The sequence below is a fragment of the Spirillospora sp. NPDC048911 genome (assembly GCF_043198015.1).
In the GTDB taxonomy this organism is placed as follows: domain Bacteria; phylum Actinomycetota; class Actinomycetes; order Streptosporangiales; family Streptosporangiaceae; genus Spirillospora.
Window position 1 is genome coordinate 21,421 of sequence record NZ_JBICUD010000020.1, and the last position, 12,433, is coordinate 33,853.

Annotated in this window: 13 protein-coding genes and 1 pseudogene; 9 read left to right on the forward strand and 5 right to left on the reverse strand. The window is 66.3% G+C overall.

Annotated elements, in window-relative coordinates; translation table 11 throughout:
- Positions 1-50 precede the first annotated feature (50 nt).
- From ACGFNU_RS49800 to ACGFNU_RS49815, 4 genes and pseudogenes are all read left to right on the forward strand, one after another.
- A complete protein-coding gene (locus ACGFNU_RS49800; protein WP_392603834.1) occupies positions 51-623 on the forward strand; it encodes an RNA polymerase sigma factor in 573 nt (190 codons plus the stop codon).
- Positions 623-1,813, forward strand: a complete 1,191-nt coding sequence (locus ACGFNU_RS49805) for a hypothetical protein (protein ID WP_392603836.1) — start codon at positions 623-625, stop codon at positions 1,811-1,813. Before ACGFNU_RS49800 ends, ACGFNU_RS49805 begins: the two co-directional genes overlap by 1 nt.
- A 456-nt stretch (positions 1,814-2,269) precedes the next feature.
- Positions 2,270-2,689, forward strand: coding sequence for a hypothetical protein (locus ACGFNU_RS49810; RefSeq protein ID WP_392603838.1), 420 nt, complete (start codon positions 2,270-2,272; stop codon positions 2,687-2,689).
- A gap of 263 nt (positions 2,690-2,952) precedes the next feature.
- A pseudogene (locus tag ACGFNU_RS49815) lies at positions 2,953-3,192 on the forward strand (transposase family protein); the annotation flags it as partial.
- 117 nt (positions 3,193-3,309) lie between these two features.
- Here ACGFNU_RS49815 and ACGFNU_RS49820 read toward each other — a convergent pair.
- The 4 genes from ACGFNU_RS49820 to ACGFNU_RS49835 form a co-directional block, all read right to left on the reverse strand.
- Entirely contained in the window at positions 3,310-4,479 is a 1,170-nt protein-coding gene (locus tag ACGFNU_RS49820; RefSeq protein WP_392603840.1) for a deaminase domain-containing protein, read from the reverse strand.
- Positions 4,480-4,535: 56 nt separating this feature from the next.
- Positions 4,536-4,775 carry a hypothetical protein gene (locus ACGFNU_RS49825; RefSeq protein ID WP_392603842.1) on the reverse strand — a complete coding sequence of 80 codons (240 nt, stop codon included), beginning with the start codon at positions 4,773-4,775 and terminating at the stop codon, positions 4,536-4,538.
- Positions 4,772-6,877, reverse strand: coding sequence for a hypothetical protein (locus ACGFNU_RS49830; protein WP_392603845.1), 2,106 nt, complete (start codon positions 6,875-6,877; stop codon positions 4,772-4,774). The genes ACGFNU_RS49825 and ACGFNU_RS49830 overlap by 4 nt, the downstream gene beginning before the upstream one ends.
- A 209-nt stretch (positions 6,878-7,086) precedes the next feature.
- Complete coding sequence (locus ACGFNU_RS49835) at positions 7,087-7,689, reverse strand: TetR/AcrR family transcriptional regulator (RefSeq protein ID WP_392603847.1); 603 nt, start codon at positions 7,687-7,689, stop codon at positions 7,087-7,089.
- 89 nt (positions 7,690-7,778) lie between these two features.
- Between ACGFNU_RS49835 and ACGFNU_RS49840 the strand changes: the two genes are divergently transcribed.
- Both ACGFNU_RS49840 and ACGFNU_RS49845 read left to right on the forward strand, forming a co-directional pair.
- Entirely contained in the window at positions 7,779-8,174 is a 396-nt protein-coding gene (locus tag ACGFNU_RS49840; protein ID WP_392603849.1) for a nuclear transport factor 2 family protein, read from the forward strand.
- Positions 8,171-8,671 (forward strand): DUF3237 domain-containing protein, encoded by a 501-nt coding sequence (locus ACGFNU_RS49845; RefSeq protein WP_392603851.1) that lies wholly within the window; start codon positions 8,171-8,173, stop codon positions 8,669-8,671. Before ACGFNU_RS49840 ends, ACGFNU_RS49845 begins: the two co-directional genes overlap by 4 nt.
- A 248-nt stretch (positions 8,672-8,919) precedes the next feature.
- Here the strand turns inward: ACGFNU_RS49845 and ACGFNU_RS49850 are convergent, their stop codons facing one another.
- Complete coding sequence (locus ACGFNU_RS49850; RefSeq protein ID WP_392603853.1) at positions 8,920-10,149, reverse strand: IS110 family transposase; 1,230 nt, start codon at positions 10,147-10,149, stop codon at positions 8,920-8,922.
- Positions 10,150-10,853: 704 nt separating this feature from the next.
- Here ACGFNU_RS49850 and ACGFNU_RS49855 point away from each other — a divergent pair.
- The 3 genes from ACGFNU_RS49855 (at position 10,854) to ACGFNU_RS49865 (ending at position 12,385) form a co-directional block, all read left to right on the forward strand.
- Positions 10,854-11,189 carry a hypothetical protein gene (locus ACGFNU_RS49855; protein WP_392603855.1) on the forward strand — a complete coding sequence of 112 codons (336 nt, stop codon included), beginning with the start codon at positions 10,854-10,856 and terminating at the stop codon, positions 11,187-11,189.
- 7 nt (positions 11,190-11,196) lie between these two features.
- Entirely contained in the window at positions 11,197-11,433 is a 237-nt protein-coding gene (locus ACGFNU_RS49860; protein WP_392603857.1) for a hypothetical protein, read from the forward strand.
- A gap of 94 nt (positions 11,434-11,527) precedes the next feature.
- Positions 11,528-12,385, forward strand: coding sequence for a hypothetical protein (locus ACGFNU_RS49865; RefSeq protein ID WP_392603859.1), 858 nt, complete (start codon positions 11,528-11,530; stop codon positions 12,383-12,385).
- Positions 12,386-12,433 lie beyond the last annotated feature (48 nt).

Consider the following 12,433-nt stretch of genomic DNA (forward strand, 5'->3'; position numbering starts at 1 on the left):
CCGGCGTTGGCGCCTGGGAAGGGTTTGCGGGCTTCAGGGCGAGTAGGAATGTGAACGCTATCCAGGTCTTCAGACGGCCGCGCGACAAACCTGCGGAACCGCAGGCACGGTTCGCCGCGATCTTCGACGACCACTACGACGAGATCCACCGCTACGTCGACCGTCGGCTCGGCGCGGACGCCGCCGACGACATCACGGCGGAGACGTTCCTCGTCGCGTTCCGCAAGCAGGACCGGTTCGATCCCGAGCAGGGATCGGTGCGGGCCTGGCTGTACGGAATCGCGACCAGGCTCGTCAGCCGCCATCGCCGCAACGAGGTGCGCCGGTACCAGGCGATGGCCCGCCTGCAACGAGAGGCGCCCGAAGAGGAAGGCCACGAGGAGACGGTGGCGGCGCGAGTGTCCGCCTCCGCGGTGAAAGCACCGCTGGGAGCGGCGCTGGCGAAGCTGTCCAGCGGGGAGCGGGACGTACTGCTGCTGGTCGCGTTAGCCGACCTGACCTATCCGGAGGTCGCGCAGGCACTCGGTGTGAAGTACGGGACGGTCTGCTCCCGGCTCAGCAGGGCGAAGAAGCAGATACGCGAGGCGCTTGGGGGCGTCCATCCTCTGGGGGAGGGACAGTGATGAACGAGATGAAGATGCTGAGCGACGCGCTGACCGAGGAGCGCCCCGCTTCGGCGCGTACGAAGAACGAGGCGCGCCGGCTCGTGCTGGAGGCCGTCAGAGCGGGCGAGCGCCAGGCCCCGCCACGAGCATGGTGGGTACGTCCTCGCTTCGGCGTGCCGCTGATCGCCGGGGCGACCCTCATCACGCTGGCGGCGGCCGGCGGATACCTCCAGTGGAGCAACCGCCCGCTCTACCACCCGGAACCACTGGCAGGACAGAGCGGCCCCGCGGCCAACTTCCTGCTCGCGGCGGCCGACGCGAAAGAACGAGACATGAAGGAAGGGCGCTTCTGGTACACGCATCTGGTCGAGGGCCGCACGGCCGTCGTGCGATCCGCCCACGGGCCCTACACGCTCGAGGTGACCTGCGGCTCCTACAGCATCTCCGGGACGACTGAGAATGCGCTGGGCAAGGGACTCTCCTCCGAGGGCTGGCAAGATGAGGACTCGGAGATCGTTGTGAAGCCGGTGAGCCCCGAGGACCGCAGGTTGTGGGTCAAGGACGGCCGGCCTGGTCCCCCCACGACGCACGGCCCAAGCGGCCCTGAGCGCGAGGACGGCCGTCCGGTCCTGCCAGAACGCGACGTCGAACTGCCTGGCCCGGCTCAGCGAGGTCCGGCGACCCATGAGGGCGCGTATCCCGACTTCGACGTGTCCACCGCCCGCAAGCTGCCGGCCGACCCGCCCAAGCTGCGCGCGTGGCTACTGAACTACGCCACCAAGTTCGACCACGAACGGCTCAAGCGCCCGGACCTCTACCTGTTCACGAGCGCGTCGACGCTGCTGCTCGAAAGGCCGGTGTCCGACCGGGTACGGGTCGCCACGTACCGGATCCTGGCGAGCATCGAGGGCGTCCGCGTCGTGACGGCGACCGACCCCACCGGCCGGAAGAAGCAAGCCATCGCGATGCGAACGACGGACACGGCGTACGGGACGCTGGAGTGGCAGATGTTCATCGACCGGACGACCGGACGTCTCACCGCCAGCCAAGCGGTCATCGTCACCCCCGGCACGAAGAACACCGGTCTCAAACCAGGGATGCGCCAGTTCTTCGAAATCGTGGAAAAGGCCGAGTGGACGAACGCCGATCCCAGTTCTCTCCGTCCCGCCTGGGTAAACGACATCTTTCGCAAGAGGGAGCAAAACTGACCGCCTAACATCCTCTGCGGACGCCGCCCGCCCGGTGGCGTCCGCAGAGCTTCGACAGCATGACCTGCATGGCCACGCCACCCGTCCTCCCAGAGGGCGCTGCAGGAGCCGCATGCCGCAAAAACAGAATCACGCTTATCGGCCGGATGATTCTTCTGAGGCATTGCCGGACGGACGTTCAGCAGATCGCCGAGGACCTGTAGCTCAATGATCAAACGATCTACAACTGGCGGCAGGACCGCATCGACCAAAGGCTAGAACCCGGTGTGACCTTAACCGATCACAGTGACCTGGTGGCCGCCCGCCGGAGGATCGCCGAGCTGGAGAGCGAGCTGGCCGTCACCAGGCGGGCCGCCGAGCTGCTGAGAGAGGCGGTGCACCAAAAGACGCTTCGAAGCGATCGCGGTGATGGTCGCCGAAGGGTTGCTGGTCCGCGCCTGCTGCCGAGTGCTGCAGGTGTCGGAGTCAGGATTCTACGCCTGGCGCAGCCGGCCACCCTCGGCACGCGCCACCCGGCGAGCGTGGCTGACCGACGCGATCGCGCAGACCACGCCGCCTCCAGCGGCATCTACGGCAGCCCCCCGCATCCGCACCGAACTCAGGCCGGCCCGCGGCATCATCGTCGGGCACGGCACCGTGGAGAAGCCGATTCGCCAGGCCGGGATCAAGGGCCTGCCCCACAGCCGCGCCCGCCGCCCGGTCCCGCAGCTGCCCACCGCCGCCGACCTGGTCGACCCGGACTTCCACCGGAACGCACCCAACCAGCCATGGGTCACCGACATCGAGCGCCACGAGGCGCTGACGAACCGCGCGGTGGTGAAAGGACACCGCCCCTGGCCTGCCACAGCGGGCCGGGTGAAGCAGAGAGCAGCCTGAACCGGGAGGTACCGGGAGGACGGGAAGCAGTCCTGCCTACGACGAGGTGGATCAGAACGGAAAGGCACACCTGAGGAACCAGCGGCTGAACGCTCCTCAGGAGAGCCACCAGCTCGAACCTGGCGGATCGGAGCTGGTAGCAGCGCGCACCCGCACGGCGTTGTAGTGCGGGGAACTTTCGGACCGGTTGATGTCGCCGGTCGGGAGGCCGTGGTGAAGGTCTGCGGCATAGCCGCGGCGATGCTGCAGGGGCATAGCTGGGGGAGTTGCTGGCCGCCCGCTCTCCCAAGCTCGACCGAGCGCTGCGCAACGCTGCCAAGGACGGACTGTCGTACCTGCTGCTGGACGGCGCCCTCGTCCTGATCGGCCGTGTGGCCGCCGACCGGCTGTTCTACTCCGGGAAGCACCACAAGCATGGCGTGAATCTGCAGGTCATAGCCGTCCGGACGGCACCACCGTGTGGGTGTCGGGCGCTGCCCGGCGCGACCCACGATCTGAAGGCCGAGCCGAAAGCGCGCATCGATCGGCGTTGAGGAGCCAGAGTGGCAGAACGGTCGCAGGCTGGGGCCACGGCCATGCGGTCCCACACCGTCGGCGTCCCGGCCGGCCGTCTCGAAAACTCAACTTCGCGGCTCTTTTGTCTTGTTGACGGTTACGTTCAGACCGGGGAAGTAGCTCAGGAACTGCAGCGCGACCATGTAACAAGACGTGCACATCCGAATCTCAGTCGCCATGACCAGGCTTCCGGTCACCAGATGCATGGGGTATTTCCATTCGGTGCACACATCCTTCAACCGTTCGCGCACGGCCTCAAAAAGTTTCTTTTCAGCATCGTACAGTCGTGGTGTGGGGGATCGCTCCTCGCTGTTCGCGGTCACCGCGAACGAGGTGAATTCAAGAGTCCGGGGGGAGACGATACTTCTTGCGATCACCTCGTTTCCTGAAGGGGGAGTGTATTTGAACTCAACGAGGGTATTTTCGTTCTTTCCGCTGTTGGTCGCGAAGAGGGCTTCCACGGGAATGGGCTTGTCCTGGCTGGTGGTGACGACCGCTTTGAGCTCGCAGGAAGCCGCCCTCCGCTCTTTATCTTTAAGGCGGTCGAGGTGCCTTTGGTGCAGCTCATGCGTATCAGCCAGCAGCACCTGGGGTCGCCGGTCGACGAGCATCGGGTGATGTACCAGATGGAGCGCTATGGGCTCCTGCCAGTTTTCCATTGGTCTACTCTTCGACTGTTTGAGGAGAACTGCCAAGTCGCTGCGGGTGATGGCGTTGCGCTGCTGCAGCGACAGTCGTGAAGCCGCTTCCAGCAGCAAATCGGAGCTTTCTTTCATGTCCTTCTCGTACTTGCCAATACCGTCCAGGCTGTTTGCGCCGGTGAGATCCATCGCATCCTGCACGATGTACTTGGCGCGCCTGACCAACTCACGGGCGTCCTTGTCCGCCTGGCCGGGGGCGTCTTTTTCAAGGGGGCGCTTGCCGAGGACGCTCTCGCTCTTGCCGAGGGCACTTTCGCTCTTGCCGAGGACGCTCTCGCTCTTGCCGAGCGAGCCTTCAGCAAGAGCAGTATCGCCAGACGCGCCCTCTCCGTGAGCTTCCTTGTCGAGTTCCCTGACCACACCCTCGATCGCGTCCTGCCAGCGGGCGAACTTCCTCACTTCGCGGGCCTTCGCCCACACAGCCAGCCTATCGATTACTGTGTCGGAGGCTCTATGCTCGATGAGCAGGTACCGGCGGATCCACTCATCGATGATCCAGTAAGGGCCGGGGTAACCCGTGATTGCGATAGCCACTGAGGCATCCTTTTCATCTGTCTTACCTGCGTCGCCTCGGACGGCCCACTCGTCACTCAGCCGAAATCATTCACGGCCCACTGCAGCGGGAGCCTTTCAGAGATACCGGGGTCGGCCTGTCCACCGTCCCACGACCGGCATCGGCCGATGAGGTCCTCGCCGGAGATAATGACGCCGACCTCGTGGTCAGCGGCGCCAGGCCAAAACCAGACGTCGGACGACCTCATTGAGTGCTCTCTCACGGCGTTGCCATATGCGTTCTTGTACGGCTCCTCGGGCGGCGCGAACGCAATCAATTCGTCATGGTGTCGGCTGTGCTCTGCTGGCCGTTGGGTGTGGCGTTGACGGCGGCGTGATCGATCTGGTTGACGATCTGCGGGATCGGGAAGAGCCGCCGGTACAGGTCGACGCCGGCAGTGTCGCCCTTTTGGATGAGCTGGAGGGCCAGCCGCAGTTTCTCGTTCTCGGCCTGCTGCCGGTCGTTGTCGATCTCGCGGGCGCGGACGGCTTGTTCTTGCAGGCCGGTGGAGTAGGTGTCCAGCGCGTCGCCATCCCCGAGGAAGGAGTCGACCACCACGCCGTCGGTGCGCAGCACGTGCTGCTCGACGCCGATGATGACGCCGGGAACGGTGTGCTCGCGGCCGTCGGGGGCGGTGTAGGTGGAGGTCACGCCGGCGTCGATCTGGAACGGCCCCTTGTCGTCCAGGCCGGCCGACCGCAGGATCTCAGGCCGTTGCGTCCCCTGATGGTCGGTGATGCCGCGCACCGCGGCCAAGACCTGCTCACGGACCTCGGCGATGTGATCGTGCGCCTCGGGATCGTCGGCGGGCTTCGGCTTCAGGCAGTCGGCCAGCAGCCGGTCCAGTTCGGCCAGCGGTACCTCGTCGCGGGACTCGGCGTGCCCGTTGAAGAACGCCACCCGCACGTCCACCAGGTGCAGCAGCGTGACGTACTCCTGGTTCATCTGCCGGAAGACGAAATTGAGGGTGCGGCTGACGTTGATGTTCTCCAGCGTCCGCTCGACCGCCGACTCCTCACCCTCCTCCAGTTTGACGTCCAGGCTGGTGTCGATCTGCACGTCCCGTTTGGCCGAGGCGCGGGCGGTGTTCTGGCTGACCGCGTTGGTGATGTTCTTGGTCAGCTCCTCACGGGCGCCGTTGGAACTGCCCGACACCCCGCCCGAAACGCTGACGCTGGCGCTGCCCCAGCCCCAGTTGCCCTGCGCCTGCGCCTGGGTCTCGGCCCGGTACTCGAAGGTCTTGCTGGCATTGGTCTGGTTGGACTGCTCGGAGTTGACGGTGCGGCCGAACTCGCTCTCGGACTCGTCACTGACCGAGTCCAGGATCGAGGACGTCTTCTGCGTACTCTCGGACGAGCGTTTGTAGGTGCTGACCCGGATGCTGGTGCGCTCGCCGGGCAGCAGCGAGAACGTCTTGATCGTGCGCCCCGGCCCGTAGCGGGCCGGGAACGAGGACAGCCGGTAGTGCTCGACCAGCACCAGCCCCGGCCGGCAGTGCTCGGGGGCGTTCAGGAACCGGTAGCCGTACTCGCCGGTGGGTGCGCGGCTGACCACCAGGCGGGAACCGGCGCTGATCTCCTGCACCACCGTGGCCTGGTCCAGGTCCTTGACCGCCCGTAGCACCCCGGCGCGGGCGGCCTCGTCGCCGCCGGTGGTCACGTTGGGGAATATCGCCGGGGAGAAGTGCCCTGTCTCCTGGACCGCCTTCCAAGCTGAGCCGATCCGTTCCCGGGTGAGCGCGAACGGCGGCAGCCGGGTGCCGATCGTCTCGTGCCCGGTGTCGGGGTCTTCGTAGCCGTGCAGGTAGATCAGCGGGGTCTTCTCCCCGGTCCGGTCCCGGTCTCGCGCGGTCAAGCGCGTGTCGGCCAGCGGCCGTTCCTCCAGCTTGATGTAGAGCCGCCGCTTGTTGAGCAGGTCGGCGACCGGTCCGCCCAGCTCCAGCGGCAGCACGACGTCCTTGACGCCGGCGCTGCCCACGTAGTTGAACCGCAGTGTGATGGACGTTCCGGGGAACATGATGATCCAGGGCCCGTCGGTGTCCGGGCCCTCCGGGTTCTGCAGCGCCTTGAGGATCAGGCTCCGGGTGTTCGTCCCCGGCGCGTCCGGCGGCGACGGGGCCTCGCTGGTGCTGTGCCAGCTGCCCTTCTCGTCGTAGATCTGCATGGTGAGCTGCGGCGCTCCGTCGTCGGAGATCAGCACGAACTCGCACCAGCCGACGGACCCGTCGGTGAACGGCGACAGCCAGTAGGTGATCCCGTGATACCGCAGCCAGGCGTCGTCGTCGACCGGCAACGCGATCATGTGCTGGCCCCGGTAGCTGGTCGGCTCCGGCAGATCCTGATCGACCAGCACGGCCACCGACGGCAGAGCGCGTTCCATGCTTCCTCCCGGGAGATCTGCGCTGTGAATCACATCGTCAAACCGGCCCACCGACCGCACCATCCGTAGAACCACTGACCACTTACGGACTTTCAACGCCCGCAGACGTCAACTCGAAACCAGACAGAAGTGTAATTCTGTCTGGTATAGGACGAAATGCCGAGTGCGTGGGGCTTTGCTGGTTGGGATGGGGCGGATTGCCGGCTGGGCTACGCTTCGTCGCTTGTTTGCTGATCGGCGTCCAGGAGGCGGTTGACCGCGTTGCGGGCGCGGGTCAGGGCGTCCTTGCGGCCGAGGAGCTGGCGGTTGTGATTCGCCTGGAGCACCATGGCGTGCAGTTCGAAGACGAGCTGCTCGATGTCTGTGTCTGACGGAAGCTCCCGGAGGCGCACAGCGAGTTCGAGGTCGCGTTGGAGCAGGGCGTCGGCTCGGGCGACGGCGTCCGCGACTGCGTCCCGGACGGGTCCCGGCCGGCCGTCGAGCTCGCTCGCGGCGGCGACGAAGAGGCATCCGCCCTCGAATGTCTCCAGGTAGTCGATCCACAACGACATCAGCGTCCGCAGTCGCGCGAGCCCGGCGGGTTGCCGCTCGGCGGGCAGCGAGACGTCGCGTTCGAAGACCTGCGATGCGGCCGCGACGATCGAGAGTTGGAGTTCCTGCTTGGTGCCGAAGAGGGTCTGGATGCCGCTCTTGCTGGTGTGCAGGGCCTCCGCCAAGCGTCCGAGCGTCAGGCCCTCGAGGCCTTCGACGGATGCGATGTGCATTGCGCGATCGACGATCGCGCCGCGGCGTGCGTCGCCCGTTCGACTCATGGATACGATCGTATTGGGTCATACGATCGTACGTATTGACACATACGATCGTATCTCTTAGCGTCGGCGTATCCGATCTGAGGAGTGCCATGACGACCCAGGATCTTCCCGCGATCGCGAAGCGGTACTTCGCCGCCTGGGAGGCGCACGACGTCGACGCGATCGTCGCTCTGCACACCCCCGACTCGCAGTTCCAGGCCCACGGCCGCGGTGCAGCAGTCCATGGCCGCGAGGACCTGCGGCGTGAGTTCGCGAACGTCTTCGAGCTCTACCCGGGCTTCGGCTTCGACGAGCGGCGCGTGCTGTTCGGCAGCGGCCATTGGGTTCTGGACTGGACGCTGACCTTCCAGCGGCCCGGCGAAGATCGTCGGGGCGTTCACTGCCTCGACGTCGTCGAGGTGGCGTCCGACGGTCTCGTCGCGCGCAAGGACACCTTCTTCGACTTCGCCGAGTTGAAGGCCGCGTTCAAGGGCGGTGCCGCGTGACCGCCGCCGACACCGCCACGCCGTTGTTCGACCGGGCGTTGCTCGATGCGTTGCCCGTCGAGCATCTCTGCGATCTCAGCATCGATCTGGAGCCGGGCCAGCTGATCTCGACCCCGCTCGGCACCCGCATGACCTTCGTGACCAAGGGCGGCCGTTTCGCCGGGTCGGGCTTCCGGGGCGAGATGCTGCCCGGAGGCGGCGACTGGGTGTGGCTGGGAGACGACGGGATCAGCCGCATGGACGTCCGCGCGACCCTGCGCACTGATGATGGTGTCCTCATCCACTACGAGTCGAACGGAGTGCTCCGGTTCCCGCCCGATGGCCGGCGGCGACTGGCGGGCGGGGAGCGGCTGTCGGTCGACGAGAGTTATGTGCGACCGACGCCGAGGTTCGAGACGTCCGATGAGCGCTACTCCTGGCTGTGCGGAGTGGTCGTGGTCGGTTACGGCGAATACGGTCAGGGCCGCATCGACCACCGGATGTATCGGATTCTGTAGCGGCGGCACTCCCCTGCGGCGCCGACCGCTGCGGCTCGTGGCTCGGTCGTTGTGCGGGCGGCGCCGACCACCCGGGTGTCACATGCTGGCGATGAGCTTGTCGACGCGTTCGTCGACGGAGCGGAACGGGTCCTTGCGCAGGACGGTGCGCTGGGCTTGGTCGTTGAGCTTGAGAAGCTGAATCGAAAATCGGTGCTCAGCTGGGCAGGCGGCAGCGCCCGGCGGAGCCGGGCAGCGTGACGGTCTGGTCAGGCGACCTCCTCCAGGGTGACCTTCTGGCCGGAGAGGCGTTCGAGCTCACGGATCAGCTGGCGTTTGCGGCGTTGTGGCGCGAGCCGGTCGTGATGGTCGGCGCCGAGCTCGGTGAAGTGCGCGTCGGGGTCGGATAGCAGGTGGTAGGTGATGGTCAGCAGGGAGTTGCCGACGGCGACCAGGGCGCGTCCCTTGCCGCGGCGTTTGACCACGCGCCGGTAACGCGAGCCGAGGAAGGTGGAGCTGCGGGCGGCGGAGGTGGCGGCTTCGCCCAGGGCGCCGGCCAACCAGGGGTTGCCCTTGCCGGTGGCGGCCGGGCGGTTCTTGCCAGCGGACTGCTTGGTCTGGGGCGCGAACTTGGCCCAGGAGACCAAGTGCCCGGCGGTCGGGAAGCGGTCCATGTCCACGCCGACCTCCGCGATGATCTCCTGTGCGGTGCGTTGGCCGACGCCGGGGATCTCATCCAGTTGCGCCAGCTGGGCGGCGAACGGGGTCAGGGCCTCCTCGATTCGGCTGGTCAGGACTTGGACCTGGACGGTGATGGCGTCGATGCGGTCCAGCATCATGCGCAGAAGGAACCCGTGGTGGTCACGGAAGTGCCCGGTCAGTGCCTCCTGCAGGACGCTGATCTTGTTGCGTAGCCGGCCACGGGCCATCTGCGCGAGCACCTTGGGGTTGCGTTCCCCGGCGATGAGCGCCTCCAGCATGTCCCGCCCCGACATCCCGAAGAGGTCGGAGATCACCGAGGACATCTTGATCTGGGTGTCCTCCAGCAGCTTCTCCACCCGTTGCTTCTCACGGGTGCGTTCGTGCACCAGGGTGCGGCGGTAGCGGGTCAGATCCCGCAACTCGCGCTGCCAGGGCGGCGGGATGAAGCTGGGCCGCACCATGCCGCGTTCGGCCAGCTTGGCCAGCCAGACCGCGTCGATCCGATCGGTCTTGGGCCGGCCGGGCACGTTCTTGACCTCGCGGGCCGACACCACCCAGCACTCGACGTCGTCTTCCAGCACGTAGAACGGCGGCTTCCAGTAGGTCGAGGTCGCCTCCATCACGCACCGGGTCACGCCCTGGCACACCAGCCAGTCCCGTAGTTCCAGCAGCCCGGGGGTGCTGGTGGGATAGGTACGCACCTGCTGCCGGCGCTTACCCGGATCGTGGTCGTGCGGCACCCGCACACACGCCACCAGTTCGGCCTTCCCGATGTCCAGTGCCGCGACTCGTTGCACTATCTCAACCGGCTCCTGAGTGATCTCCTCCACGGCAGATCGTCCCGTCCTGGCGCGGTGGGTGATCGGATTCCGGTGGAGCTGACCGCGGGAGCCGACAGGGGACGTACGAGGCGGAATCGCGTGCTCGAAGCAACAATGCAGGACCCCGGAAAAACGGCTCCCAGCGTCAGACTGTCTGACGGGCTCATCGCGCACCAAGCTTCTTCGACGTCAGCGGTCAGCCACCACCCCCGATTTTCACGCCTGGAGGGCGTCCCCGCAGGGACATTTGCGACTGTTTTAGATCGGTGATCTTGGCCCTAAAGCGGCGGTGAGCTATGGGATCTGACGGTGTCGGCATAGCCCGGAGCACGGCGCGGCTCTAGAGGTGACCGCGCTGTGGGGGCACTGGAGGAAGTCGCTGCGCGCGCCGCTGTGGTGACGGCCGCGGCCATGGTCGTCTCGCTGGTGTCTGAGGACGAAGGCTCGGCCGAGGTCGCGCGAGGGGTGGCGATGAGGGCCGCGCCGGCGACGCGGTACGCCACGGTGCGGCCTGCCGGCACCCCTGCGCCCGCTGCGGGGCCCGGATGCGCCCGGCCTCGATGGCGACCAGGACGGCGCGCAGGACTGAACAGAGCCGAAAGTCAGGCCATGGGGTAAGCATTCATACGCGTAGAGTAATTGTCCGGCAAGCTGGCGGCCGACCCTTCAGGAGGCATGTCATGAACCGTGTTCGCGGGTTCATCGCCGTCATTGCGGTCAGTGTTCTTCCCGCGTTGGGAAGTATCGTGCTGGCCACTCCTGCTCAGGCAGCCCCGCCGCCTCCGCCTAAGCTCCTCACCGTCGGTGGCGTCGACCCCGTCAGGGGCGTCACCAGTACCGCCAACACCCTGCCCAAGGTCGGTGTCGACTCCAACACCCTCACAGGCAACGGCACCCTGCCCAAGGTCGGTGTCGACTCCAACACCCTCACAGGCAACGGCACCCTGCCTAAGGTCGGTGTCGACCCCCGCACCCTCACTAGTGGTGACCACGTGCTGGTGACCGTGGGGTCGTGAGAGCTGGTTGACGAACCGCGTCGAGAAAAAGCTGATCCCAGAAGACGAGCAGCGACTGCGCACCACCATCACCAAGCTCAAGACGACGATCGCCAACCAGAACGCCGAACTCCAAGAACTGCGGCAACTGGTGACCAACCTGACCCTCGCCAGCGCCGTCCTCACCCACAACAAGCCCACGCCGCCGCCCATGCCGGCCGCGGCTCCCGACAACGTCGTGATGTTCCGGCCCCCGCCGACCTGAGTCCTTGCGGGCGCGAGTCACGAGCCCGAGAGAGAAACGTCTAGCTAGCGATCATGAACGTCCGGCACTCTGGCCAGATGAATCGAGGTGCCCCATGAGTTCGTCAGCCGCATCGTTCCCCTTTCACTTCAACCTCGGCGGCGACTTCACCTTCGGGCCAGACAACCGCTCCAGCGGCTACTTCGGGACCGACGTCCTGGCGCGGCTCATCGCCGGCATCGACGACTTCCGTGCCACCGCAGAACGTGAGCCCCGATTTCGGTCCCTGGGCCCGGCGGTACTCGGCGCGTTCATGTGGCTCGATGACCCCGAGCTCATTCAGCGGATCGCGGACTTCCCTCACGCCAGCGTGGTGATCACCAAACAGGTGCGGGGCACGAGGCCACAGGTCATTAAGCGCCAGCAGGCCAAGCTGGACAAGCTCCAGCCGCTGCTCGAACACAAATCCGGGTTCCCCGCCTACGCCCTGCCCGAACTCCAGGCTCTGGTGTTGCGCGGAGACGACGGGGAGCCGCCCATCGTCGGTCCGTTCACCCCGATGCAGAGTCTGCATCTGCCAGCGATCCGGACGCTCGGGTTCCGCAAGACCGACGATCACCTGGTGCCGATCCTGCACACCAAGATGCTGCTGCTGGGTGAGCTGTGGTGGCACGACGAAGATGATCTTGGCTCCGCCGATGTGACCGGCTTCGCACCTCAGCGTCTGTGGCTGGGCAGCGCCAATGGCACCACAGAATCACGCAGCAACCTGGAATTCGGGATATGGCTTCGCGAGGGCGAACTCCTCCGCAAGGCGAAAGAGTTCCTCGGGTGGGTGCTCGGCCACTCGGAGGCGCTCGACCCCGACGCGGACGACCTGCTGCCGGATCTCGTCCAACCCGACTACGACGACGACGCGTTCTACGAGTACATGGCCCGGTTCGCCGATGAACAGGACGGGGAACCGCAGTAGGCCGCCGGCCGTCGACGCCCACCAGGCATCAGTCGGGGACGCTCGGCG

What these genes read in the sequence shown, in the direction of transcription:
- ACGFNU_RS49805 (WP_392603836.1), top strand. Translation starts at nt 623, where the DNA reads ATGAACGAGATGAAGATGCTGAGCGACGCGCTGACCGAGGAGCGCCCC.
- ACGFNU_RS49830 (WP_392603845.1), bottom strand. Translation starts at nt 6,877, where the DNA reads ATGGAACGCGCTCTGCCGTCGGTGGCCGTGCTGGTCGATCAGGATCTG.
- ACGFNU_RS49835 (WP_392603847.1), bottom strand. Translation starts at nt 7,689, where the DNA reads ATGAGTCGAACGGGCGACGCACGCCGCGGCGCGATCGTCGATCGCGCA.
- ACGFNU_RS49840 (WP_392603849.1), top strand. Translation starts at nt 7,779, where the DNA reads ATGACGACCCAGGATCTTCCCGCGATCGCGAAGCGGTACTTCGCCGCC.
- ACGFNU_RS49855 (WP_392603855.1), top strand. Translation starts at nt 10,854, where the DNA reads ATGAACCGTGTTCGCGGGTTCATCGCCGTCATTGCGGTCAGTGTTCTT.
- ACGFNU_RS49865 (WP_392603859.1), top strand. Translation starts at nt 11,528, where the DNA reads ATGAGTTCGTCAGCCGCATCGTTCCCCTTTCACTTCAACCTCGGCGGC.